24 protein-coding genes and 1 pseudogene are annotated in these 24,354 nt (G+C 57.8%); 18 read left to right on the forward strand and 7 right to left on the reverse strand.

Annotation, left to right across the window (positions count from 1 at the left end; all coding sequences use genetic code 11):
- The first annotated feature begins 17 nt into the window (after positions 1–17).
- The 6 genes from ACLJEU_RS10240 to ACLJEU_RS10265 all read left to right on the forward strand — a co-directional run bounded on the left by ACLJEU_RS10240 (position 18) and on the right by ACLJEU_RS10265 (position 7,059).
- Positions 18–752: a hypothetical protein gene (locus ACLJEU_RS10240; RefSeq protein WP_414665160.1), complete on the forward strand. Its 735-nt coding sequence runs from the start codon at positions 18–20 to the stop codon at positions 750–752.
- 554 nt (positions 753–1,306) lie between these two features.
- A complete protein-coding gene (locus ACLJEU_RS10245; RefSeq protein WP_414665161.1) occupies positions 1,307–1,561 on the forward strand; it encodes a hypothetical protein in 255 nt (84 codons plus the stop codon).
- Between the two features lie 467 nt (positions 1,562–2,028).
- Entirely contained in the window at positions 2,029–2,481 is a 453-nt protein-coding gene (locus tag ACLJEU_RS10250; protein ID WP_414665162.1) for a hypothetical protein, read from the forward strand.
- A gap of 154 nt (positions 2,482–2,635) precedes the next feature.
- Positions 2,636–2,983, forward strand: coding sequence for a DUF3024 domain-containing protein (locus tag ACLJEU_RS10255; RefSeq protein ID WP_414665163.1), 348 nt, complete (start codon positions 2,636–2,638; stop codon positions 2,981–2,983).
- 1,549 nt (positions 2,984–4,532) lie between these two features.
- Entirely contained in the window at positions 4,533–5,117 is a 585-nt protein-coding gene (locus tag ACLJEU_RS10260; RefSeq protein WP_457795373.1) for a hypothetical protein, read from the forward strand.
- Between the two features lie 1,438 nt (positions 5,118–6,555).
- A complete protein-coding gene (locus ACLJEU_RS10265) occupies positions 6,556–7,059 on the forward strand; it encodes a hypothetical protein (RefSeq protein WP_414665164.1) in 504 nt (167 codons plus the stop codon).
- Positions 7,060–7,714: 655 nt separating this feature from the next.
- On the opposite strand, the gene ACLJEU_RS10270 is transcribed toward ACLJEU_RS10265, so the two are convergent.
- Together ACLJEU_RS10270 and ACLJEU_RS10275 are read right to left on the reverse strand one after the other, a co-directional pair.
- On the reverse strand, positions 7,715–8,005 hold the full coding sequence (locus tag ACLJEU_RS10270) for a hypothetical protein (protein WP_414665165.1): 291 nt from the start codon (positions 8,003–8,005) through the stop codon (positions 7,715–7,717).
- Between the two features lie 700 nt (positions 8,006–8,705).
- Complete coding sequence (locus ACLJEU_RS10275) at positions 8,706–9,812, reverse strand: transposase (RefSeq protein ID WP_457795372.1); 1,107 nt, start codon at positions 9,810–9,812, stop codon at positions 8,706–8,708.
- An 85-nt stretch (positions 9,813–9,897) separates the two neighbouring features.
- On the opposite strand from ACLJEU_RS10275, the gene ACLJEU_RS10280 reads away from it, so the two are divergent.
- Both ACLJEU_RS10280 and ACLJEU_RS10285 read left to right on the forward strand, forming a co-directional pair.
- Positions 9,898–10,377 carry an Sbal_3080 family lipoprotein gene (locus ACLJEU_RS10280; RefSeq protein WP_414665205.1) on the forward strand — a complete coding sequence of 160 codons (480 nt, stop codon included), beginning with the start codon at positions 9,898–9,900 and terminating at the stop codon, positions 10,375–10,377.
- A gap of 559 nt (positions 10,378–10,936) precedes the next feature.
- Positions 10,937–11,473: a hypothetical protein gene (locus tag ACLJEU_RS10285; RefSeq protein ID WP_414665206.1), complete on the forward strand. Its 537-nt coding sequence runs from the start codon at positions 10,937–10,939 to the stop codon at positions 11,471–11,473.
- 948 nt (positions 11,474–12,421) lie between these two features.
- Here ACLJEU_RS10285 and ACLJEU_RS10290 read toward each other — a convergent pair.
- On the reverse strand, positions 12,422–13,528 hold the full coding sequence (locus tag ACLJEU_RS10290; protein WP_457795372.1) for a transposase: 1,107 nt from the start codon (positions 13,526–13,528) through the stop codon (positions 12,422–12,424).
- Between the two features lie 507 nt (positions 13,529–14,035).
- Here ACLJEU_RS10290 and ACLJEU_RS10295 point away from each other — a divergent pair.
- Both ACLJEU_RS10295 and ACLJEU_RS10300 read left to right on the forward strand, forming a co-directional pair.
- Positions 14,036–14,368, forward strand: a complete 333-nt coding sequence (locus ACLJEU_RS10295) for a hypothetical protein (RefSeq protein ID WP_414665201.1) — start codon at positions 14,036–14,038, stop codon at positions 14,366–14,368.
- A gap of 203 nt (positions 14,369–14,571) precedes the next feature.
- The gene (locus ACLJEU_RS10300; protein ID WP_457795374.1) at positions 14,572–14,832 is read left to right on the forward strand and encodes a DUF7336 domain-containing protein; all 261 of its coding nucleotides are present in this window, start codon (positions 14,572–14,574) and stop codon (positions 14,830–14,832) included.
- Positions 14,833–15,355: 523 nt separating this feature from the next.
- On the opposite strand, the gene ACLJEU_RS10305 is transcribed toward ACLJEU_RS10300, so the two are convergent.
- Positions 15,356–15,583, reverse strand: coding sequence for a hypothetical protein (locus ACLJEU_RS10305; protein WP_414665204.1), 228 nt, complete (start codon positions 15,581–15,583; stop codon positions 15,356–15,358).
- Here ACLJEU_RS10305 and ACLJEU_RS10310 point away from each other — a divergent pair.
- A complete protein-coding gene (locus tag ACLJEU_RS10310) occupies positions 15,500–15,733 on the forward strand; it encodes a DUF4160 domain-containing protein (protein ID WP_414665202.1) in 234 nt (77 codons plus the stop codon). The genes ACLJEU_RS10305 and ACLJEU_RS10310 overlap by 84 nt on opposite strands.
- Positions 15,717–16,028: a DUF2442 domain-containing protein gene (locus ACLJEU_RS10315; RefSeq protein ID WP_414665203.1), complete on the forward strand. Its 312-nt coding sequence runs from the start codon at positions 15,717–15,719 to the stop codon at positions 16,026–16,028. The genes ACLJEU_RS10310 and ACLJEU_RS10315 overlap by 17 nt, the downstream gene beginning before the upstream one ends.
- Positions 16,029–16,463: 435 nt before the next feature.
- Here the strand turns inward: ACLJEU_RS10315 and ACLJEU_RS10320 are convergent, their stop codons facing one another.
- Positions 16,464–17,570: a transposase gene (locus ACLJEU_RS10320; RefSeq protein WP_457795372.1), complete on the reverse strand. Its 1,107-nt coding sequence runs from the start codon at positions 17,568–17,570 to the stop codon at positions 16,464–16,466.
- A 125-nt stretch (positions 17,571–17,695) separates the two neighbouring features.
- Between ACLJEU_RS10320 and ACLJEU_RS10325 the strand changes: the two genes are divergently transcribed.
- Both ACLJEU_RS10325 and ACLJEU_RS10330 read left to right on the forward strand, forming a co-directional pair.
- Positions 17,696–17,920, forward strand: a complete 225-nt coding sequence (locus ACLJEU_RS10325; RefSeq protein WP_414665187.1) for a DUF433 domain-containing protein — start codon at positions 17,696–17,698, stop codon at positions 17,918–17,920.
- Complete coding sequence (locus ACLJEU_RS10330; RefSeq protein WP_414665188.1) at positions 17,917–18,249, forward strand: DUF5615 family PIN-like protein; 333 nt, start codon at positions 17,917–17,919, stop codon at positions 18,247–18,249. The genes ACLJEU_RS10325 and ACLJEU_RS10330 overlap by 4 nt, the downstream gene beginning before the upstream one ends.
- Positions 18,250–18,416: 167 nt before the next feature.
- Here ACLJEU_RS10330 and ACLJEU_RS10335 read toward each other — a convergent pair.
- Positions 18,417–19,349: pseudogene (locus ACLJEU_RS10335) on the reverse strand (IS30 family transposase); the annotation flags it as partial.
- A 175-nt stretch (positions 19,350–19,524) separates the two neighbouring features.
- Between ACLJEU_RS10335 and ACLJEU_RS10340 the strand changes: the two are divergent.
- The 3 genes from ACLJEU_RS10340 to ACLJEU_RS10350 all read left to right on the forward strand — a co-directional run bounded on the left by ACLJEU_RS10340 (position 19,525) and on the right by ACLJEU_RS10350 (position 21,189).
- The gene (locus ACLJEU_RS10340; RefSeq protein WP_414665189.1) at positions 19,525–19,785 is read left to right on the forward strand and encodes a CPCC family cysteine-rich protein; all 261 of its coding nucleotides are present in this window, start codon (positions 19,525–19,527) and stop codon (positions 19,783–19,785) included.
- Between the two features lie 145 nt (positions 19,786–19,930).
- Complete coding sequence (locus ACLJEU_RS10345; protein ID WP_414665190.1) at positions 19,931–20,263, forward strand: hypothetical protein; 333 nt, start codon at positions 19,931–19,933, stop codon at positions 20,261–20,263.
- A 545-nt stretch (positions 20,264–20,808) separates the two neighbouring features.
- Positions 20,809–21,189, forward strand: coding sequence for a hypothetical protein (locus ACLJEU_RS10350; RefSeq protein ID WP_457795375.1), 381 nt, complete (start codon positions 20,809–20,811; stop codon positions 21,187–21,189).
- Between the two features lie 512 nt (positions 21,190–21,701).
- Here ACLJEU_RS10350 and ACLJEU_RS10355 read toward each other — a convergent pair.
- Entirely contained in the window at positions 21,702–22,808 is a 1,107-nt protein-coding gene (locus ACLJEU_RS10355) for a transposase (protein ID WP_457795372.1), read from the reverse strand.
- A 122-nt stretch (positions 22,809–22,930) separates the two neighbouring features.
- On the opposite strand from ACLJEU_RS10355, the gene ACLJEU_RS10360 reads away from it, so the two are divergent.
- Complete coding sequence (locus ACLJEU_RS10360; RefSeq protein ID WP_414665196.1) at positions 22,931–23,380, forward strand: cupin domain-containing protein; 450 nt, start codon at positions 22,931–22,933, stop codon at positions 23,378–23,380.
- The last annotated feature ends 974 nt before the right edge of the window (positions 23,381–24,354 follow it).

Raw genomic sequence — 24,354 nt, forward strand, 5'->3', positions numbered from 1 at the left:
TTGACGTTAGGCCAATTATGAAAATCACTGCGTTTACGTTTGAGCATAGCGAGCTTTCAAAACTCACGGCGGACGAGAATGTCGCCCTATTTCAGCTCGCTCACATCCACAACGAACTGACGCTTTCTCAAAAGCATCTGCTTTGGGTGTGGAATCGTGACGGTGAAGGTGTCGGGCCTGATCTGGATGCGCGAATCTTCGCTTTTACATCCTCTATCGCTCGTTTCGCCGGTCAACTTAGAGAAGCCTACAAAGCCATCGACCGAGTTTATTATGGATCTACTCTATCTCGTGATTATCACAGCCAACTGAGCACGCGATCGCAAGAAGCGCTAGTTTCACTCAAACGCTATTTTTCCAGTCGTAGTGTCGTGATGGACATAAGAGATCGCTTAGCATTTCATCACGACATCGACCTGTTGAAGCAGACGTTGAGCGCATTTGATCCTTCAGAAGAGCATGCGTTCTATTTCGGTGAAGGGGCCGGCAATACCTTTTTTGGCTTCGCACATCATGCTACTGCGATCACCTTGATCGGGCTTTCCAGGGAATCGGATGTCGACCGAGCGCTCATTCGCTTAGCAGAGGAAGTTGTCGGCTCGGTAGCCGATTGGACGTTTCATTTCATCTCAGATATTATCTCGCTTGTTTTGCAAAAGACGTCTGGTCGAAAGAGCGAGATCATGCTTAACGGAGTTCAGTCTGATGACAAAATCTCCGTCCCCTTTTTCTCTTATCCAAAAACGGCCTAACAAGGCGCCAGAGCCAACACCAGTGGCCGTCATGCCGCGTGCGATGTCACGAGCGACTGAAATGAAACTACAGAATGAGAAACGTAGTGAAGCACGCGTCACGCCGGCCACTGGCGTGGCTCATCTTTGACGTTCGGCGTTGCTCGATGATCAGAAAGACCTTCGTTATGCAGTCGATGAAGCATTCGGGCTCAGATGATCGGACGTTTTGGCCGGGCTGGACTACATCGACCCGACGCTCCGAGATGGGATTCGGCGGAGCGTACGCTCGGTCCCCGGTTTGGTTCGTCCGTAGCGCGGCCTCGCATCCTGCTCATGGAGGCGTTTTGATCGGCTGCATCCGACTCGTCACATTCATCTGTTCGTCGTCTGCCACCATCGCTCGCTCGATAGCGCCGAACCAGTCGCCAGAGCCAACGCCAGTGTCCGTCATGCCGCGTGCGATGTCACGATTGACCGAAATGAAACCCCAGAATCCAAAACGTAGTGAAGCACGCGTCACGCCGGCCACTGGCGTGGCTCATCTTTGACGTTAGGCGCAGACCCCCAAACCTATGAAAGACGAAACGAAAGAGAGTGAGGCGCGAGACTTGGCGGCGATTTGGATTCCAATCGGACTTGCGGCCGGAAGCGCGTGTGGTGCCTTCCTGAATGACATGTCGATGGGAATGTCCTTCGGTCTATTGTTCGGAGCGACTATTTCGGCGGTTGTCGAATACGGTCATGGGAAGCGAAGTCTCGTTTGGCCAATTGTCGCGGCGGTTGCGTTCGTTTGGACGCTCGCGGTCTTTGTCGTTGATCGTACCTGAAACGGCGTGGCTCATCATTGCCGTTAGTCTAGGCATAAAATGGAAACGAAAGTTCTAGCGATATTTTTGGCCGCATATGTCGCCGTGGGAGCGTTTCTTTCGATGTCGGTTTCTTTTGGTGACTTATCAAGAAAGCGATTCCGAGTATTTGCTCACGTTGAACGGGCTGCTCGGTTCTCAGGTTTCAATCTGGTATTTCTGGTTTTGTGGCCAGTTTGGCTAACAGTTCTATGGCTCTTTCCAAAGAAAGAGTGTTCACGACCTCAGGAGAGTGCAGAACTTGGAGGTGCGGCTAATGCGATTCTTTCGAACGAAAAAGTGCCTAACAAGGCGCCAGAGCCAACGCCAGTGTCCGTCACGCCGCGTGCTACCGAATGACTTTTGAAATGAAACAACGTACTGAGAGTCGTAGTGAGGCACGCGGCGCGCCGGCCACTGTCGTGGCTCATCTTTGACGTTAGCCTAAAATGAAGCTTTCGCACGGTCTCGTCGGACATGCAGGCCAGTACTACGTCTGCGCGGAACTCTCGAGGCGTGGGTGGCTCGCGTCGATCACGCTTGCGAACGCCGAAGATATCGATGTCTTGGCCCATCACGTGGCGACAAAGAAGAATGTCGCGATTCAAGTGAAGACTTCGAGTGGCGCAGAGCCGAAGTGGCTGCTCTCAGCTCGGAGCGAAGCTTGGTCCGCGCCACACATTTTCTTCGTGTTCGTGCTCCTCGGAAAGGAGCCTGCCGAGTTTCACGTAGTTCCGAGCGAAATCGTTCGACGTTACGTCTACACTCGACACCGCGAGTGGCTTGCGGGCACGAAGAAAAGCGGTGAACCTCGGAAAGATTCTAGCATGCGCAAGTTTGTGGATCTCGATGGGAAATATCGAAATCGCTGGGAATCGTTGCTCGAAAGCCATTCGGGCTAACAAAGCGCCAGAGCCAACGCCGGGACTTGTCACGCCTCGTGCGATGGAATGTACTTTCGAAATGAAACGGCGGAATGGAAATCGTAGTTTGGCACGAGGCGCGCCAAGTCCCGTCGTGGCTCATCTTTGACGTTAGCCAAAAGGACGAAGCACCGTGCCACTTCCTGAAACCCAAGTTCGTGCAGCGTTGGCAGCCGTCGGTGCGTTTTTGGAAAAGCGCCGTCCTCCAATTTCGATACGCGATAAGTTGGATTATCGCGCGGACATTGCCGGTTCGGACGTATTTATTGTAGCGGTGCGCCCGGATCACCTAGACAAGACCCAAAAGCGGGATACGCCGGTGGCCAAGTTGAAGTGGGTTGCTGCTCGAAAAGTTTGGCGGCTGTTTTGGATGCGTGCTGACCTCAAATGGCATTCTTACAAGCCGTTTCCGGAGTCAGCGGAGATCGCTGTTCTCGTCGACGTGGTGGACCGCGATTCGAACTGCTGCTTCTTCGGTTGAGAAAACAGACATGCTTTTCGAATGAAAGATCGGGCTAACAAGGCGCCAGAGCCAACGCCAGTGTCCGTCACGCCGCGTGCTACCGCAGGAGATTCGAAATGAAACCACGGAACGAGAGACGTAGTGCGGCACGCGGCGCGCCGGCCACTGGCGTGGCTCATCTTTGACGTTGGGCGGAATACCTTCGAGATGCGCACCTCAGAGAGCAGATGTTTCGAGGAGGCAGCTGCGGGTGATTCGGCTGTCCGGTGGAAAGTGTCGAGAGGTTTGACTACCGGAATTCCGGTAGGCGAGTGCGTTGAAGGTGAGAGGTGTCCGAAGGAATCATTCCCAGTCCACCCGATGCGAAATGGTTTTGAGGAATTTCTGGCTGTGAAGTCGATGGCGGCAGCTTTGCCGAAAGGGCCGCAGCGTTGTCCGAACCTTCAATTTGCACTTTTCTCAGTTCAGTTCTCGAGCAGTTCCCAGACGCCCAACAAGGCGCCAGAGCCAACGCCAGTGGCCGTCATGCCGCGTGCGATTTCACGAGTTGCCGAAATGAAACCGCAGAATCAGAAACGTAGTGAGGCACGCGTCACGCCGGCCACTGGCGTGGCTCATCTTTGACGTTGGGCGAAATACCGTAGCGATGCGCACGTCAGAGAGCAGATGTTTCGAGGTGGCAGCTGCGGGTGATTCGGCTGCCCGGTGGACGGTGTCGAGAGGTTTGACTACCGGAATTCCGGTAGGCGAGAGCGTTGAAGGGCAAGGGTGCTCGGACGAGGATTCGCGAGTCCACCCGATGAGAAAAGGATTTGAGGAATTCCAGGCTGTGCAGTCGATGGCGGCAGCTTTGCTCAAAGGGCCGCAGAGTTGTCCGAGCCTTCAATCTGCACTTTTCTCAGGTCAGTTCTCGAGCAGTTCCCGGACGCCCAACAAGTCGCCAGAGCCAACACCAGTGGCCGTCATGCCGCGTGCGATGTCAGGAGTGACAGAAATGAAACTGCAGAATCAGAAACGTAGTGAAGCACGCGTCACGCCGGCCACTGGTGTGGCTCATCTTTGACGTTAGGCAAAAGACGATGAAAAGTTTCCGCCTTTACCGACCTGACCCAAAAGGAGCCGAATCTAGCATTCAGCGAAGGAGGCGCCGGCTGCGCGTTTTGGCGGCTGGGTGTTTCGGCATTTGCTTGAGCAGTTTTCTCGGATGGAAGCTGCTGACCGATTCGCGAGGGAACTTTGAAGCACGAATCGTCGGTTTGGTCGTCGTCCCTGTCGCGTTCTACGTTTGCGTTCGATTAGTTGTCCTCTGCTCGAAGAAAAAAGATGACGATCCATTTTATGCCGACATCGAGAAGCATGCGGACTGATCAAGAGTGAAGCGTCACGTTTAGAGCGCCACATTCATCGAATGCACAATCGGCCTAACAAGGCGCCAGAGCCAACGACCATGGCTGTCACGCCGCGTGCTACCTCACCTAAATCGAAATGAAGCTTCAGAATCCAGATCGTCACGAGGCACGCGGCGCGCCAGCCACGGTCGTGGCTCATCTTTGACGTTGGGCAAAATATGAAAGCGTCCCTACTTGTTCTCGTGTTTGCTGTCGCGCTTGCAACGGTTCGCGGGGACACTTGGGAGGCTGCGGCGCTCAAGATCGTAACGTCGATAGACGGAAGTGCGTTGCTTCGAATCACCCCGGGAGACGGAAATAAGTTGGCGGCTACAGCCATATTGATGCGTTTCGATTCGAAGACGGGCGACTATCGCAAAGTGTCACAGTTTCCGCTTAAGAATCGGATTGCCCCGTGCGACACACTCATCACCGACAACGCGGAATTCATCGTAACGTTTGATGACTGGGCTTCGATTGGTCGCTCTGAGAACGTAGTTGTACTGTACCGAGGAACAGGTGAGCTCGTACGAGCGTGGTCGTTGCAAGACTTGTTTTCAGAACCGGAGATTCAGACATTTACCCGCACGTCATCTTCGACTTGGTGGCGAGGCGACGTAGTGGTTATTGAAGGCAGCGGACCAGACCCGAGAATCCAGATTCTCACAGCTCGTGGGATGGTAAGCGGGAAGCCACTTTATCCAGGACGTAACCCCGATTTCCCATTTTATCTGAATCTCGGATCTCTGAAGTTTACAAAGTGAGTGCGATTCGGCCCAACAAGGCGCCAGAGCCAACGACCTTCGCCGTCACGTCTCGTGCTACCGAACGGTTTACCGAAATGAAGCAGCAGAATCCAAATCGTGATGCAGCACGAGCCGCGCCGGCGAAGGTCGTGGCTCATCTTTGACGTTCGGCCCAAAACCACCGCGATGCGTTTGTGCAGCATGCAGTCGAGAAGACAGGCTGGAGATCCGATCGTGTTTCGTTGGTCGCGGGTTCGAGCTTCCACCGTCGGACGTTTTGGCCTGGCTCGACTACATCGACCCGGCGCTCCGAGATGGCGCGCGGCGGAGCGTACGCGCGGTCCCGGGTTTGGTTCACCTGGAGCGTTTGTACGAAGCTTGCTTCCGTGTTCGTTTTCCCGGCAGCTTCTTCAAGCTCGCTTCACTGGCGGCGTGTCGTTCGCTCAGCATTGCCCGAACCGTCCCGCGCCGAACAAGTCGCCAGAGCCAACGACCTTCGCCGTCACGTCTCGTGCTATGGAACGATTCATTGAAATGGAGCAGCCGAATCCAAATCGTGAAGCAGCACGACCCGCGCCGGCGAAGGTCGTGGCTCATCTTTGACGTTGGGCGGAACACCGACGTGTAGCGGATGAAACCGAATTGGAGAGATGGCAAGGTCGTGTACTACCGGAATTCCGGTAGTCGAGAAGGTCGATCGTTTCGGCGTAGCGGGAAGAGTGGGGCGAGCGACACCTCGATTCCTGAAGTTACGGGGCGAAGCCATCTCGACTCAAACCAAGTTCTTCGTCATGCCGTTCCCGAATACTATTCAGATGCGTCATTCGAGAGCTGATTTCTCCTTCGCCCAGACGCCCAACAAGGCGCCAGAGCCAACGCCAGTGGCCGTCATGCCGCGTGCGACTTCACGAGTGTTCGAAATGAAACTGCGGAATGAGAAGCGTAGTGAAGCACGCGTCACGCCGGCCACTGGCGTGGCTCATCTTTGACGTTGGGCGGTATCCGCTCCTATTGGAAGTGCGCGAGTCCAGAGAGAGGATTTATGGAGAGCATCGTTTCTCGAGAATGGCTTCCGAATGCAGTCTCACGGCGTCGCTCCCGCGTCCGAGTTCGGACGAGCGGAGCGGAGTCAGGGTGCTCGAGGCGTTGGTCCTGGTTGTGCAGGTGGACAAGTGTGGAGCGTCGCAGGATTCTCTCGCCGTGGTGGCCGTTTTGGAATCGGATCCGTCCTACACCGTGAGCATTTCCCCGATGCGAGCCATACGGCCCAACAAGGCGCCAGAGCCAACACCAGTAGCCGTCATGCCGCGTGCTGACTCACGAGTGATCGAAATGAAACTAAAGAGTGCAGATAGGAATTTAGCACGCGTCACGCCGGCTACTGGTGTGGCTCATCTTTGACGTTAGGCTGACGAAACGGCCGACTGATTTTCAGATACTAGGCAAACTTCGATCCATGTCCAACGAACGACTACCTCTCACGACGCTTTTGATAATTGTTCTCCTCATAGCCAATCTCGGCTTGTCGACGTACATTGCACTCCGCCCATCGCCTCCACCGGCGGCAGTGCCTCAAAAGGATGTTGCCAGCTCCGCTATTTCGAAAGTTGAGGCAGACAAATTGTCTGAAGTCCTCATTCCGCTCTATAATCAGAAGAATGTTTCTTCATTGTACGACCAATTTGATCCTTTGGCGAAAGTACAGTTCACGCAGATTCAGCTGGCGCAGCAGATCGAGAAATTAGGGAGTGTATTGGGGCTCATTGAAGGCTGCGCGTACTCCCACGCCGCAGTCGCTGGCGATCAGGGTGGGAGAACCTACTACACACTCCACTACAAGGTTAGCCTCAGAGGTGGTCCATTGCCGACAGGAACTATGACCCTCACGGTTGTGCGTAACGCCGATGGTTTGGGACTCTTCGGGTTCTTTATCAATGGGGGAAGCCGTCCAAGTCCGTAGGGATGATTCGAATTGCCGAAATTGAGGTCTGCAAGTTATGAACGACGTAGCTTGAGGGCTGAAGTGCGACTCTTTCCGAATGAAAAATCGGCCTAACAAGTCGCCAGAGCCAACGCCAGTGGCCGTCATGCCGCGTGCGATGTCACGAGTAACCGAAATGGAACTTCAGAATCAAAATCGTAGTGAAGCACGCGTCACGCCGGCCACTGGCGTGGCTCATCTTTGACGTTGGGCGAAATACCGTAGCGATGCGCACCTCAGAGAGCAGATGTTTCGAGGAGGCAGCTGCGGGTGATTCGGCCGCCTGGTGGAAAGTGTCGAGAGGTTTGACTACCGGAAATCCGGTAGGCGCGTGCGTTGAAGGTGAGAAGTGTCCGAAGGAATCTTTCCCAGTCCACCCGATGCGAAATGGTTTTGAGGAATTTCTGGCTGTGAAGTCGATGGCGGCGGCTTTGCCCAAAGGGCCGCAGCGTTGTCCGAACCTTCAATTTGCACTTTCCTCAGTTCAGTTCTCGAGCAGTTCCCAGACGCCCAACAAGGCGCCAGAGCCAACGCCAGTGGCCGTCATGCCGCGTGCTGATTCACGAATTGCCGAAATGAAACTGCGGAGTCAAAAACGTAGCGAAGCACGCGTCACGCCGGCCACTGGCGTGGCTCATCTTTGACGTTCGGCAAGAATATGAAGCGCCACGTGCACATGCTCGTCAGTCTCTTCGCGATTATCGGTTACACGTGTGTAATGGCGCGAGAAAGGGCTGACATAAAGAAAGTGGAAGACCGCACGCGATATGCCAGCGAGACAGCGGAGGGTCGTCGCTTTGAAGTGGTCGTGATTCGCTGGAATCTCGACTTCGAGATGAATCCGGCCGCTCTTTTGTATTACGCGTCTCTTGAGGTCGCGGAGCAGCGCGGCATTCGGATATTCGGAAAGTACCGTGTCGAGCATAGTACGGACGAAAAGAGACTTTACTTGGCTTCTGTGTTTGGAAGCGATGGCGAGACTGGTCGCTTTGCATCGGCTACGATATCTGGCCTTGGATCTGAGGTAGTCACGATACGGGTTATTTCTTGGGGCATTAGAGAGGACGAGCATCGCATTCGTGCTGCGGAGCTCATCGCTCGATTTACGTCGGACAAACCGCCGAACAAGGCGCCAGAGCCAACGACCACAGCCGTCACGCCGCGTGCTCCCTAACCAAGTTCCTAAATGAAACGCCGGACTCAAATTTCGAACGTTGCACGCGGCGCGCCGGCTGTGGTCGTGGCTGTTATGAGAACTGTGTAGTCAAGCGTGGAGCGTTTGGCTTTATAGATTCATTGGTTTGGAAGCTTTCTTAGAGTTACCCCAAAACTCCCGGTTTGGTGGGATGAGTCGCGGTCTCGCCAGAGGAGGGAGAGGTGATCCGGGGCGGAAGCCGCCGGGCCTAAGCTGTTATCCGTCGCTCGCGTGGATACGAGCCGCACAAGAGGACGTGTCCAGAAGAGGGATACGGCCTGCAGGGTTTTCCCGCTGGCGAGCGCAGGCCCGTCCGTCCGCACCACTCTCAGACTGCGTGCCAGAGGCACAAGCCACGTCACGGGCGGGCGGCCGGGCCGCGCTCAAAATTGGAACCGGAGAGTCAAAGAACGAAGGTGGCTAGCCTGAGCTAGGTCACGGGTTTGAAGACGAAGCCCAGTTCTGCAGCGGAGACCCGACCCGTGCGTACTCGCCACCAGTCGACGAAGAAGCGTCGCGCCAGGGCGACGGAGATCTGTTTGCCGCGATGGGTATTGGCCTCGCGGAGTTTGTCGCGGGCCCAGATGACGCCTCGATAGTTGGGTTGGAACTTGAGCAGCCGCCAAGCGGCCTCGACACACCAGAAGCGCAGGCGAGGGGAGCCGTGTTTGTCGACGGGCCCGAGTTGCCATCGTTGGCCGGTGGAATCTTCCGATGGCGAGAGGCCGATGAAGCTGCCGGCCTTTTTGCCCGACTTGAAGCGGTGCCAGTCCAGCACCTCGCGGTCGAGGACGCCGGCCGTGATGGCGCCGACGCCGACAGGAGCCGGTGGCGCTTCCGCGATGATCTCCGCTTCGACGGCATCGAGCTGCTCCTTGATCGCGGCGGCACTGGCCGCCGCCCTTTGGAGCAACCGCGCCAAAGTGGGCGGGAGATCCGGCACGAGTTTCGGCAGCACCCGCGGTCGCCACCATTCCTTCGGCAGACGATATCCCAGGGCGAGGGCCCGGCCACGGGCCGAGCGCAGGATTTGGTGCCGGGCGTCGCTCAGCGCCTCGCGTTCCCGGGCAGGCAGGCGGTGCAGTTCTTCTTCTGGCGTGGGAATCCGCACCGGGAAGAGCAGCCCGGTCCGACCGGCGCAGTGCAGCGCCAGATCGAGAGCGAGTTGACGCGAGTCGCGCTTGTCGTTCTTGCGCCGCCGACCGTGGCGCTCGAGGGAACGCGCGCGCACGACGAGGCAGTCGGCGCCGAGGGCGATCAGTTCCCGCGCCAGCGCGAAGCCGGTCGGCCCCGACTCGTAAACGCAGTGCACGCGGAAACCGTCCTTGAGCAGCTGCGCGATACGCTTTACCAAGGTCTCCCTCGACATGCCCTGCGCTGGCTTCGGACTCTCACCCGCTACGATGAACGTCACGACCTGGCGCAGATCGGCGGCGTCGATGCCGACATATACTTCCGGACGGAAAACGGCGGTCGCAGTCGCGGCCCCCGTGGAGGTGTCACTTTCGCGAACATTCTTGCACGTGTTCGTGATCATAATGGTGGTCGGGCGGAATATGCCACACGCTGTCCCGCTCGACCACCTCATGTCCTCTCATCTTTGACGTTAGCCAAATCTTTCTATGCCTAAACTAATCCAGTCTGTGCTGCTTGCGGCACTTTTAGTAACGATCACCTCCGGGTGCGCGATTGTCCAAAAGGTTTCGCCGATTGAGTCCAGTCCGACAATCAGCACGATCTACATCCAGAAGAACCCCAATGTCCATATGGAGGGCCTCCTTCCCGAAATGGTGCAGCAGCTGACGACACTTGGATTTAAAGTCGAAACTTTTGACACCGAGCGACCGAAAGATGCTACGCACTGGATGATCTTCACCGCGAACTGGCAGTGGGATATGGCGATGTATCTGACTTATTTCAAAGCCACGCTGATGGAGGACGGTAAGATATTGGGTTCTGCAGAATATGACGCGCGAAAGGGAGGAGGGAATATGGGGAAGTTTGGAAAGACTGCGGAGAAGATTCGACCGTTGCTAATTGAGCTCTTTCAGAATGCAAAGCGCGGTACATCAAGTTCGGCAACCGTGGGGAAATCGGGCTAACAAGGCGCCAGAGCCAACGACCTTCGCCGTCACGTCTCGTGCTACCGTACGGTTGACCGAAATGAACCAGCGGAATCTAAATCGTAAAGTCGCACGAGCCGCGCCGGCGAAGGTCGTGGCTCATCTTTGACGTTGGGCGGAATACCGAGGGCGTGCGGACCTCAGGGAGCGTGCGAAGTGCGCATGAGGCGGGTAGGGCGAGAAGTCGACTGCGAGAACTACCGGAATTCCGGTAGTCGAGAAGATCGATCGTTTTCCCGAAGTAGAAACGATCAGGGGTGTGCGACACCTCGACTACGGAAGTGACCGGGCGAAGCCATCTCGACTCCGGTTCAATGCTTCCCTAGGAGGTTTCGTAACCCCCAAAATGATGCGAGATTCTCGACCTCAGTTTTCATTCGCCCAGACGCCCAACAAGGCGCCAGAGCCAACACCAGTGGCCGTCATGCCGCGTGCTGAGTCACGAATTGCCGAAATGAAACTGCGGAATCAAAAACGTAGTGAAGCACGCGTCACGCCGGCCACTGGTGTGGCTCATCTTTGACGTTGGGCAAAAAGGATGAAAATCGCTCCGTTACTCATTTTCTTCGGTCTCACGTTGCTGGCCAAAGCAGAATATCCGCCGCGCATTGCCGCATCAGACCGAATTGTGACAATCGAGCAGTGGGGTGGCCGTATGAACGAAGCGATTGTTTGGGCTGTTCGCCCCTCCGAACTCGTGATCTACTTCATTTCCAGTTCCGTTCCCGATGAGTCGCTCGCGACGGTGCCGCTAAAGAAAGAAGAGTCAGATGCGATTCGCGATTTGGTTTCGAAGATCGGGAAACCCGAACGTGGCAAAGTTTGGTTCGATGCGAATGTAATGGACGGATCCTTGCTCCGAATCTCCTTCACCAAAGATGGAGACTTGCGCGATGACCGCATCGAAGTGGAAAATCACTGGCGTCCGGAGTTTCAATTGCTGATCGCGCGAATTTCCGAGAAGACTCCAATTAAGTGGAAGATTCGATTCAAGGAGCGGGTCGCGCACCTTGAAAGTGGGCACAAAGCAGATATTCGTTGCGTCGCCGTGACAGAGCGTTACGGGCAAAGATGACGCGTAGCTTCAGAGTTTAAGTGCGATCATTTTCGAATGAAAAATCGGCCCAACAAGGCGCCAGAGCCAACGCCAGTGGCCGTCATGCCGCGTGCGATGTCACGAGTGACCGAAATGAAACTAGAGAATCAGAAACGTAGTGAAGCACGCGTCACGCCGGCCACTGTCGTGGCTCATCTTTGACGTTAGGCGCAAGCAGATGAGTTCCCTACAGAAACTCCTACTCCAGATTCTTCCCAGAACGTGGGCTAAGAATGCGGAAGCAGATTCTCGGAAATGGATCGTCGTGTGCTCCTGCTGATTCGCGCAGTCAATTTGGGACCTCGGTGGAATTCGCTGGAAAGCCACAGGGAACTCCCGAACGATTCGGAGATGTCCATCTTGCGGAAAGCGGAGTTGGCATCGGGTCATCAAACGAAGTGATTCTCCGAATGGAAAATTCGCCTAACAAGGCGCCAGAGCCAACGCCAGTGGCCGTCATGCCGCGTGCGATGTCACGAGTGACTGAAATGAAACTGCGGAATCAAAATCGTAGTGAAGCACGCGTCACGCCGGCCACTGGCGTGGCTGTTATGAGAACTGTGTAGTCAAGCGTGGAGCGTTTGGCTTTATAGATTCATTGGTTTGGAAGCTTTCTTAGAGTTACCCCAAAACTCCCGGTTTGGTGGGATGAGTCGCGGTCTCGCCAGAGGAGGGAGAGGTGATCCGGGGCGGAAGCCGCCGGGCCTAAGCTGTTATCCGTCGCTCGCGTGGATACGAGCCGCACAAGAGGACGTGTCCAGAAGAGGGATACGGCCTGCAGGGTTTTCCCGCTGGCGAGCGCAGGCCCGTCCGTCCGCACCACTCTCAGACTGCGTGCCAGAGGCACAAGCCACGTCACGGGCGGGCGGCCGGGCCGCGCTCAAAATTGGAACCGGAGAGTCAAAGAACGAAGGTGGCTAGCCTGAGCTAGGTCACGGGTTTGAAGACGAAGCCCAGTTCTGCAGCGGAGACCCGACCCGTGCGTACTCGCCACCAGTCGACGAAGAAGCGTCGCGCCAGGGCGACGGAGATCTGTTTGCCGCGATGGGTATTGGCCTCGCGGAGTTTGTCGCGGGCCCAGATGACGCCTCGATAGTTGGGTTGGAACTTGAGCAGCCGCCAAGCGGCCTCGACACACCAGAAGCGCAGGCGAGGGGAGCCGTGTTTGTCGACGGGCCCGAGTTGCCATCGTTGGCCGGTGGAATCTTCCGATGGCGAGAGGCCGATGAAGCTGCCGGCCTTTTTGCCCGACTTGAAGCGGTGCCAGTCCAGCACCTCGCGGTCGAGGACGCCGGCCGTGATGGCGCCGACGCCGACAGGAGCCGGTGGCGCTTCCGCGATGATCTCCGCTTCGACGGCATCGAGCTGCTCCTTGATCGCGGCGGCACTGGCCGCCGCCCTTTGGAGCAACCGCGCCAAAGTGGGCGGGAGATCCGGCACGAGTTTCGGCAGCACCCGCGGTCGCCACCATTCCTTCGGCAGACGATATCCCAGGGCGAGGGCCCGGCCACGGGCCGAGCGCAGGATTTGGTGCCGGGCGTCGCTCAGCGCCTCGCGTTCCCGGGCAGGCAGGCGGTGCAGTTCTTCTTCTGGCGTGGGAATCCGCACCGGGAAGAGCAGCCCGGTCCGACCGGCGCAGTGCAGCGCCAGATCGAGAGCGAGTTGACGCGAGTCGCGCTTGTCGTTCTTGCGCCGCCGACCGTGGCGCTCGAGGGAACGCGCGCGCACGACGAGGCAGTCGGCGCCGAGGGCGATCAGTTCCCGCGCCAGCGCGAAGCCGGTCGGCCCCGACTCGTAAACGCAGTGCACGCGGAAACCGTCCTTGAGCAGCTGCGCGATACGCTTTACCAAGGTCTCCCTCGACATGCCCTGCGCTGGCTTCGGACTCTCACCCGCTACGATGAACGTCACGACCTGGCGCAGATCGGCGGCGTCGATGCCGACATATACTTCCGGACGGAAAACGGCGGTCGCAGTCGCGGCCCCCGTGGAGGTGTCACTTTCGCGAACATTCTTGCACGTGTTCGTGATCATAATGGTGGTCGGGCGGAATATGCCACACGCTGTCCCGCTCGACCACCTCATGTCCTCTCATCTTTGACGTTGGGCGGTATCCGCTCCTATTTGAAGTGCGCGAGTCAGAGTGAGGATTTATGGAGAGCATCGTTTCTCGGGAATGGGATCGGAATGTAGAGTCACGGCATCGGTCCCGCGTCCGAGTTCGGACGAGCGGAGCGGAGTCAGGGTGCTCGAGGCGTTTGTCCTGGTTGTGCAGGTGGACATGTGTGGATCGTCGCAGGATTCTCTCGCCGTGGTGGCCGTTATGGAATCGGATCAGTCCTACACCGTGAGCATTTCCCCGATGCGAGCCATACGGCCCAACAAGGCGCCAGAGCCAACACCAGTAGCCGTCATGCCGCGTGCTGACTCACGAGTGATCGAAGTGAAACTGAAGAGTGCAGATCGGAATCCAGCACGCGTCACGCCGGCTACTGGTGTGGCTCATCTTTGACGTTGGGCAAAAAAGTTTCCCCCTAACCTATGAAAACAAAATCGATCCTTGCCGTCGCAGTTTTGGCTGCGGCTTCGGTGTTACGTGCGGCGTCGGACACTCCAAAAGTAGAATTGCGTGGAGATTCGATGAGCGTGAGCGGTCCCATCACCATCGCCAAAGGTTCAGCCGTCGCCACAATTGGCGATTTCCGTGTTTCCGCACCGGAGATCGAATTTGATAAGGAAGCTGGTGTTCTCAAGTGCCGCGGCGAAGCGACAATTCGCACACCGGAGCGAACGATTAAGGCCACGGATGCCACAATTACGACCAGAGATGAGAAGCCTCAAGTGCGAGCGAGCAGCATTCGTGTGGAGTCTTGAGGGCAATCTAAGCCACGGGATCCAAGCGAAGCAGCTTCCGAATGAAAATCGGCCCAACAAGGCGCCAGAGCCAACGACCTTCGCCGTCACGTCTCGTGCTGCCGTACGTTTGATCGAAATGAAACCGCAGAATCCAAATTGTGATGCAGCACGAGCCGCGCCGGCGAAGGCCGTGGCTCATCTTTGACGTTGGGCAAAAAAAAATGGACGCGATTTACCTGGTCACTCATTCGTATGAACGCGACGGCGCCGACGAGATTAAGATCATTGGCGCATACGCGTCGCGAAGAGATGCGCAGCTCGCCGTTCAGCGTAAGCGGACGTTCGTGGGCTTTAGCGATCACCCTCGAGGATTTCACATTGATCGTCTTGAGATCGGACGCGACCAATGGTCGGAAGGGTTCGTTACGGAACCGCCGCCACGCCGTGCATCCACGAAGAGCCTGAGGAGAGCGAACCGATGAATCGGTTATTGCGACCGTCCGCGTTCCTACCCCGAGCAACGCCCAACAAGGCGCCAGAGCCAACGACCATGGCTGTCACGTCTCGTGCTCCGAGCAGCACGAGCCGCGCCAGCCACGGTCGTGGCTCATCTTGAACGTTGGGCGGTATCCGCTCCTATTTGAAGTGCGCGAGTCAGAGTGAGAATTTATGGAGAGCATCGTTTCTCGGGAATGGGATCGGAATGTAGAGTCACGGCATCGGTCCCGCGTCCGAGTTCGGACGAGCGGAGCGGAGTCAGGGTGCTCGAGGCGTTTGTCCTGGTTGTGCCGGTGGACATGTGTGGATCGTCGCAGGATTCTCTCGCCGTGGTGGCCGTTATGGAATCGGATCAGTCCTACACCGTGAGCATTTCCCCGATGCGAGCCATACGGCCCAACAAGGCGCCAGAGCCAACACCAGTAGCCGTCATGCCGCGTGCTGACTCACGAGTGATCGAAGTGAAACTGAAGAGTGCAGATCGGAATCCAGCACGCGTCACGCCGGCTACTGGTGTGGCTCATCTTTGACGTTCGGCAAAAAGCGATCTCCGCAGCGAAGATCCTGAGCAGGGTGGGGATGCGTGGCAATTCTCTGACTTTCAAGAATGGCGATGGTTGACGTCGCCAAGTGTCCAAGTACGGTTGCGAAGTGCCAAAGGTCTTCGAAAGAGACGGCTTCGTCTTCTTCTTCTACTCCAACGATCATGAGCCCATTCATGTCCACGTCAGACACGGTGGCGGGGAGGCCGTTTTTGTGGTCGATCCTCTGGTGGAGTTACGTGAGTCGCATGGCATGCGTATGCACGAATTACGGAAGGCACAGGAGCTTGCAGTTGAGAACAAAGAGCTAATCGTAAAGAAATGGCATGAACACCTTGGTTGATACAGCGAAGCGAGCGCACTCAGACGGTCGCTACGTCATCGTCGAGATGGAGAGCGGCATCGAAGTGCGATTTCCTGTCGCAGATAATCCACGTCTCGCTGATGGAACATCGCAGCAGTTGAATCGAATTGAGATCTCGCCGTTTGGATTGCACTGGCCCGATCTGGATGAAGATCTCTCGTTTCGCGGAATCTTACAGGGAAACTTCGGACAAAAGCGCAAAAAGCCGAACAAGGCGCCAGAGCCAACGCCGGGAGCTGTCACGCCGCGTGCGACCTCAGGTGATTCGAAATGAAGAATCCGAATCCAGTTCCGAATGAGGCACGCGGCGCGCCAGCTCCCGGCGTGGCTGTTATGAGAACTGTGTAGTCAAGCGTGGAGCGTTTGGCTTTATAGATTCATTGGTTTGGAAGCTTTCTTAGAGTTACCCCAAAACTCCCGGTTTGGTGGGATGAGTCGCGGTCTCGCCAGAGGAGGGAGAGGTGATCCGGGGCGGAAGCCGCCGGGCCTAAGCTGTTATCCGTCGCTCGCGTGGATACGAGCCGCACAAGAGGACGTGTCCAGAAGAGGGATACGGCCTGCAGGGTTTTCCCGCTGGCGAGCGCAGGCCCGTCCGTCCGCACCACTCTCAGACTGCGTGCCAGAGGCACAAGCCACGTCACGGGCGGGCGGCCGGGCCGCGCTCAAAATTGGAACCGGAGAGTCAAAGAACGAAGGTGGCTAGCCTGAGCTAGGTCACGGGTTTGAAGACGAAGCCCAGTTCTGCAGCGGAGACCCGACCCGTGCGTACTCGCCACCAGTCGACGAAGAAGCGTCGCGCCAGGGCGACGGAGATCTGTTTGCCGCGATGGGTATTGGCCTCGCGGAGTTTGTCGCGGGCCCAGATGACGCCTCGATAGTTGGGTTGGAACTTGAGCAGCCGCCAAGCGGCCTCGACACACCAGAAGCGCAGGCGAGGGGAGCCGTGTTTGTCGACGGGCCCGAGTTGCCATCGTTGGCCGGTGGAATCTTCCGATGGCGAGAGGCCGATGAAGCTGCCGGCCTTTTTGCCCGACTTGAAGCGGTGCCAGTCCAGCACCTCGCGGTCGAGGACGCCGGCCGTGATGGCGCCGACGCCGACAGGAGCCGGTGGCGCTTCCGCGATGATCTCCGCTTCGACGGCATCGAGCTGCTCCTTGATCGCGGCGGCACTGGCCGCCGCCCTTTGGAGCAACCGCGCCAAAGTGGGCGGGAGATCCGGCACGAGTTTCGGCAGCACCCGCGGTCGCCACCATTCCTTCGGCAGACGATATCCCAGGGCGAGGGCCCGGCCACGGGCCGAGCGCAGGATTTGGTGCCGGGCGTCGCTCAGCGCCTCGCGTTCCCGGGCAGGCAGGCGGTGCAGTTCTTCTTCTGGCGTGGGAATCCGCACCGGGAAGAGCAGCCCGGTCCGACCGGCGCAGTGCAGCGCCAGATCGAGAGCGAGTTGACGCGAGTCGCGCTTGTCGTTCTTGCGCCGCCGACCGTGGCGCTCGAGGGAACGCGCGCGCACGACGAGGCAGTCGGCGCCGAGGGCGATCAGTTCCCGCGCCAGCGCGAAGCCGGTCGGCCCCGACTCGTAAACGCAGTGCACGCGGAAACCGTCCTTGAGCAGCTGCGCGATACGCTTTACCAAGGTCTCCCTCGACATGCCCTGCGCTGGCTTCGGACTCTCACCCGCTACGATGAACGTCACGACCTGGCGCAGATCGGCGGCGTCGATGCCGACATATACTTCCGGACGGAAAACGGCGGTCGCAGTCGCGGCCCCCGTGGAGGTGTCACTTTCGCGAACATTCTTGCACGTGTTCGTGATCATAATGGTGGTCGGGCGGAATATGCCACACGCTGTCCCGCTCGACCACCTCATGTCCTCTCATCTTTGACGTTGGGCAAGGAACGACCGCCTTGACCGCCGCTCCGCTAGGTAGCATTGTACGAAGTATGGACTACCGCCACATCATCACGATTGAGCCTGGTAAACGCAGCGGAAAGCCATGCATTCGAGGAATGCGAATCACGGTCACTGACGTACTGGAATATCTCGCGGGCGGAATGAGCATCCCCGAAATCTTGGCCGATTTCCCCGAGCTGACCGGAGAGGATATTCGAGCGTGTCTCGCGTTTGCCGCAGATCGTGAGCGGAAGTTGGCGGTATTCGGTGGATGAAGCTCCTTTTCGACCAGAACCTCTCGAGCGATTTGGTCAGACGTCTTTCTGATCTCTTTCCCGAGAGCACGCACGTGAAGAATCTTGGCATGATGAAGTCCGAAGACGAAGTGATTTGGGCCTACGCGCGAGAGAATGGATTCACGGTAGTGTCGAAGGACTCAGATTTCCAGCAGCGGAGTCTTCTTTTGGGAGCTCCGCCAAAGGTTATTTGGCTGCGAGTTGGCAATTGTCCTACCGATCGGATTGAGAGACTTCTCCGCGATTACTCGGTCGAATTGCACACATTTGAGCGTGATGAACTACAGAGTTTGTTGGCCTTATCGTGACCGGTTTAGTTTCGGAATTGAAGTGCGACAGAAGCCGGGAGCGAAGAATGGACAGTAGACACAGCGCTTTAGGGAGAGCCGATGGGCCGCTGCCGAGGACAGGAGCCGAAGAGCTTGCCGCAGGCAGCGGCCCATCGGCGGGGTGCGTCGGAGAGGCCGTAGTAGACTTCGGAAGGAGTGCGGAAGCCGAGGCGGCGACGAGGGCGGTCGTTGAGCTTGGCGGCGATGGCAGAGCATTGGCGTTGGGTGAGGGCTTTGAGGCAGGTGCCTTTGCGGAGATACTGGCGGAGGAGCCCGTTGGTGTTCTCGTTGGTGCCGCGTTCCCAGGCGTGGTGGGGAGTGGCGAAGTATATTTTGGTGTGAAGGCGCCGCTCGAGTGCTTTGTACATGTGGAACTCGGAACCGTTATCAGCAGTGATGGTATGGATGGGATGGGGTTCGTGGCGCAGGATGTAGGTGGTGCGCTCCAAAGTTTGCCGCGCCCCGACGCGAGGCAGTTTGCCGATGCGCACGAGTCCGCTCTTGCGTTCGACGACAGTGACAGTGGCCGGCTTGCCTCGGCCGTGGACGGTGTCGATCTCCCAGTCGCCGAGCCGGGAGCGCTCGTCGACGATTGGTGGTCGTTCCGTAATCATGCATTTGCCAGCGAGGCGGCCACGGCTGTCCTTGCGGGCGTAGCGTTTCCGGCGTTGCTTATTGGCGCCGCGGAGATGGCGCCAGAGCGTACCGCCCCGGGCTCTGTCCGCCCAGATGTGGAGGTAGATCGTATCGATGCTCATAACCCGTATGCCATCGGCTCGCAGGAGACCAACGATCTGATCAGGGCTGAAGTCCTCCCGCAGCATGCGTTCGATGGGGGCGAAGTGCTCGGCGGCGTAGCGCTTGTTGCGCCGGGAGCGGCTGCGGCGTCCGTTCGCCTTCTGCACCGCGAACATCGCGCGGTAGAAGCCATCGTGTACACAGCAGTTGCGCTTGAGCTCCCGATGAATCGTCGTGCGATGCCGGCTGAGCGCGGTCGCGATCTCCTCGATCGTGAGCCTCTGGCTTCGCATCGCTGCGATGGTGTATCTTTCTTCGGGACTTAGTTGCCGGTATTGCACCGGCCAGACATGTCGCACTTACTTCCTGAATCCAAGCGGCCCAACAAGGCGCCAGAGCCAACGACCATGGCTGTCACGATCCGTGCTCCGAGCAGCACGGCTCGCGCCAGCCACGGTCGTGGCTCATCTTTGACGTTAGCCGAAGAAGATGCAGCCGTTTCGAAACGTCTCCCGCGTGACTAAAAAGAAGAAGTCGTATCAGTGTCCGTGCTGCGGCTACCTCACGTTGTTTGGAAGGGGCGGCTTCGAGATATGCCAGGTGTGCTATTGGGAAGACGACGGCCAAGATGACCACGACGCGGACGATGTACGGGGCGGACCGAACGGTGATTTGTCGCTCGCGGAAGCGCGCGCGAATTTCAAAGTCCACGGTGCGAGCGATGCGAAGTTCGTTTCAAATGTCCGTCCGCCAACCGAAGATGAAAAACCAGGCTAACAAGGCGCCAGAGCCAACACCAGTGGCCGTCATGCCGCGTGCGATTGCACGAATGACCGAAATGAAACTGCGGAATCAGAGTCGTAGTGAAGCACGCGTCACGCCGGCCACTGGTGTGGCTCATCTTTGACGTTGGGCGAAAACCATGAATCGCGACGCGTTTGCTCCAATCTCGAAGAAGAAGTTGGTGGTATATGGATGCATCGCGGCGATCATTCTCCTCTCTGGAAGTGCATGGCTTCTCTACTTAGAGACACCATTTTGGCGAGTGCTGCTTCTTGCCGGGCTCATGATCGCGTTACTCGGAGGCACAGTCGCCGGCGCGATTTGGATCTCCGGTGGAAGAAGAAGCGAAGTGCCTTTGGGACCAGCAGGAGCCAGGCTGCCAGTTCGGCTGCTGAAAGCGCTGCCATTCATGTTTGCGGCGTTCATCATAATTCAGATCGTGAGGCTGATTGACGTGCTAACATCCAAATGAAGAAAAGGCCCAACAAGGCGCCAGAGCCAACGACCATGGCTGTCACGCCGCGTGCTACCGAATGAACCTCGAATTGAAACCCCAGAACCTGAGTCGTAGTTCGGCACGCGGCGCGCCAGCCATGGTCGTGGCTCATCTTTGACGTTGGGCAATCATCCGAGAGCATGCGCAAGTCAGAGAGCACACGCAGTCGATCGCTTGGTGATTTATCGGGAGACTTCCAGGCAAGTGCGTTGCCGACATTGAATCCGGGGTGGATGGTGAGATTCGCTTCGCCTAAGGGCTTTTCAGAGGCGAGGCTGACTGCGAAGCGAGAAGCAGCGATGCGAACCTCAGATCACTTCCAGAGTTTTCCCGAGCGGCCCAACAAGGCGCCAGAGCCAACACGAGGATCGGTCACGCCGCGTGCTGTCGGACTCTTTTTTCGAATGAAACTCCCGGCTGTGGTTTGTCGTACTGCACGCGGCGCGCCCGCTCCTCGTGTGGCTCATCTTTGACGTTAGCCAAAAATGAGGCGCCTAATCCCTTTGGTCCTGCTCTGCGTCTTGGTCGGCTGCCGCTGGTCGAGCGAATACCGAGCCGATATTTACGGCGATGCGAATGCTGCTGAAGTCATCGTGCTTGCCGACGTTAGGAAAGAGCGGGATCGAGAGCGGTATTTCGCCCGTGAAGTTTTGAAGGGAAAGCTCGGGAGCGAGTTCCGCTTTCGCCTTGGTGAAGAGATCACACCTGCATTCGACGGCTTCTTGTCGAGCGGACCGAGCGTCGAACCAGTGGATGGAGTCTTGCTTTTCTATAAGCAGCAATTCGGAGTTCTGAGCCACTCAGGTATGTGGTCAGTGAAAAGTGGCAGAATTCTAGCGCTCGAAGGTGCCGAAGGAAGTTTATCGACGTTCATCTCTCGCGTGAAAGAAGAGCGTAAGTGAAAATCGGGCTAACAAGGCGCCAGAGCCAACGCCAGTGGCCGTCATGCCGCGTGCGATGTCACGAGTGACAGAAATGAAACTGCAGAATCAGGAACGTAGTGAAGCACGCGTCACGCCGGCCACTGGCGTGGCTGTTATGAGAACTGTGTAGTCAAGCGTGGAGCGTTTGGCTTTATAGATTCATTGGTTTGGAAGCTTTCTTAGAGTTACCCCAAAACTCCCGGTTTGGTGGGATGAGTCGCGGTCTCGCCAGAGGAGGGAGAGGTGATCCGGGGCGGAAGCCGCCGGGCCTAAGCTGTTATCCGTCGCTCGCGTGGATACGAGCCGCACAAGAGGACGTGTCCAGAAGAGGGATACGGCCTGCAGGGTTTTCCCGCTGGCGAGCGCAGGCCCGTCCGTCCGCACCACTCTCAGACTGCGTGCCAGAGGCACAAGCCACGTCACGGGCGGGCGGCCGGGCCGCGCTCAAAATTGGAACCGGAGAGTCAAAGAACGAAGGTGGCTAGCCTGAGCTAGGTCACGGGTTTGAAGACGAAGCCCAGTTCTGCAGCGGAGACCCGACCCGTGCGTACTCGCCACCAGTCGACGAAGAAGCGTCGCGCCAGGGCGACGGAGATCTGTTTGCCGCGATGGGTATTGGCCTCGCGGAGTTTGTCGCGGGCCCAGATGACGCCTCGATAGTTGGGTTGGAACTTGAGCAGCCGCCAAGCGGCCTCGACACACCAGAAGCGCAGGCGAGGGGAGCCGTGTTTGTCGACGGGCCCGAGTTGCCATCGTTGGCCGGTGGAATCTTCCGATGGCGAGAGGCCGATGAAGCTGCCGGCCTTTTTGCCCGACTTGAAGCGGTGCCAGTCCAGCACCTCGCGGTCGAGGACGCCGGCCGTGATGGCGCCGACGCCGACAGGAGCCGGTGGCGCTTCCGCGATGATCTCCGCTTCGACGGCATCGAGCTGCTCCTTGATCGCGGCGGCACTGGCCGCCGCCCTTTGGAGCAACCGCGCCAAAGTGGGCGGGAGATCCGGCACGAGTTTCGGCAGCACCCGCGGTCGCCACCATTCCTTCGGCAGACGATATCCCAGGGCGAGGGCCCGGCCACGGGCCGAGCGCAGGATTTGGTGCCGGGCGTCGCTCAGCGCCTCGCGTTCCCGGGCAGGCAGGCGGTGCAGTTCTTCTTCTGGCGTGGGAATCCGCACCGGGAAGAGCAGCCCGGTCCGACCGGCGCAGTGCAGCGCCAGATCGAGAGCGAGTTGACGCGAGTCGCGCTTGTCGTTCTTGCGCCGCCGACCGTGGCGCTCGAGGGAACGCGCGCGCACGACGAGGCAGTCGGCGCCGAGGGCGATCAGTTCCCGCGCCAGCGCGAAGCCGGTCGGCCCCGACTCGTAAACGCAGTGCACGCGGAAACCGTCCTTGAGCAGCTGCGCGATACGCTTTACCAAGGTCTCCCTCGACATGCCCTGCGCTGGCTTCGGACTCTCACCCGCTACGATGAACGTCACGACCTGGCGCAGATCGGCGGCGTCGATGCCGACATATACTTCCGGACGGAAAACGGCGGTCGCAGTCGCGGCCCCCGTGGAGGTGTCACTTTCGCGAACATTCTTGCACGTGTTCGTGATCATAATGGTGGTCGGGCGGAATATGCCACACGCTGTCCCGCTCGACCACCTCATGTCCTCTCATCTTTGACGTTCGGCAAAGAAACGTCCTACTAACGTGTGTTTCTGAAAGCACCTACTCATCCATGAACCCAAAATTCACTTCCTCCGGCGAGGGAAAGACGGTCAACGTTATTGGAAACGAGATTACTATCCGCTTACACGGTCGGGACACTAACGGCACCCTTAGTGTAGCGGAGTCCGTCGATCAGCCTGGCGGAGGTCCACCGCCTCACATCCATCACCGCGAGGATGAGACATTTCACGTACTAGAAGGGGAGTACGAATTTATGTGCGGAGGTAAGACCTTCATCGCCAGAAAAGGGGCGACGGTCTTTGCGCCTCGCGGTGTACCGCATGCTTATCGCTACCTCGGAAGTACGCCGGGCAGGCTTGTGTTCACCCTGACGCCTGCAGGTTTCGAAGGATTTTTCGAAGAAGTTGGTGCGTTGAGTTCGAAGGAGCAGGAAATCCCACGCGTTATTGAGATTGGGAAGAGATACGGTCTTGAGTTTCTTCCGCCGCCGAGCGCTTGAAGCGTTCCAGAAAACGCCGAACAAGGCGCCAGAGCCAACGCCAGTGGCCGTCATGCCGCGTGCTATCGAAAGTGATCCGAAATGAAACTGCAGAATCCAAAACGTAGTGAAGCACGCGTCACGCCGGCCACTGGCGTGGCTCATCTTTGACGTTAGGCGGCCAATGACCCGTTACGAGTTCCAGAAACAACGTAAAAGACCATGTCGGCAGCCGAGCAGTCAATTGAGAGTCCGAAGCGCTGGAGATTCCTCCTGCGTGCAATCGCGATTCCCGCGTTCGGGGTGCTCGGTGCGTGGTTTCTCCACCTCGCTGCGTTCCATTCGTGGTCGTCGTGGGGACCGCCGAGTCCGGCTCCCGAGTGGCACAAATCTTGGAGCATGCGCTTCCTATTCCTTTCGGTCACAAGCATCCTCGTGTCGCTTTGGATGCTTTTCGGTCCAATGATTCAGCGAAGGCTCAGTCGGAATAGAAAATCGGCGTCGCTCCAGCGGTGAAGGGTGTTTTTTCCTAATGCAGAATCGGCCTAACAAGGCGCCAGAGCCAACGCCAGTGGCCGTCATGCCGCGTGCGATGTCAGGAGTTGTCGAAATGAAACTGTGGAATCAGAAATGTAGTGAAGCACGCGTCACGCCGGCCACTGGCGTGGCTCATCTTTGACGTTGGGCGAAATGCCTTCGCGGTGCGAAAGTCAGGGAGCATGCGGTTTGCGCATGGAGCCGATTTGGCGAGAAGTCCAGTGCGGGCACTACCGGAATTCCGGTAGTCGAGAGCGTCGAACGTTTGGTCGAAAGCGAAAGAGTAAGGGTGTGCGACACCTCGATTGCGGAAGTGACGGGGCGAAGCCATCTCGACTAAAGCTAAGTTTTCCGAATTGGTTTGGTGACCCCACAATTGATGAGCGATACGCAGCCTCAGTTTTCATTCGCCCAGACGCCCAACAAGTCGCCAGAGCCAACACCAGTGGCCGTCATGC

Source organism: Terrisphaera buseokensis, assembly GCF_047521145.2.
GTDB lineage: Bacteria > Verrucomicrobiota > Verrucomicrobiia > Opitutales > Opitutaceae > ER46.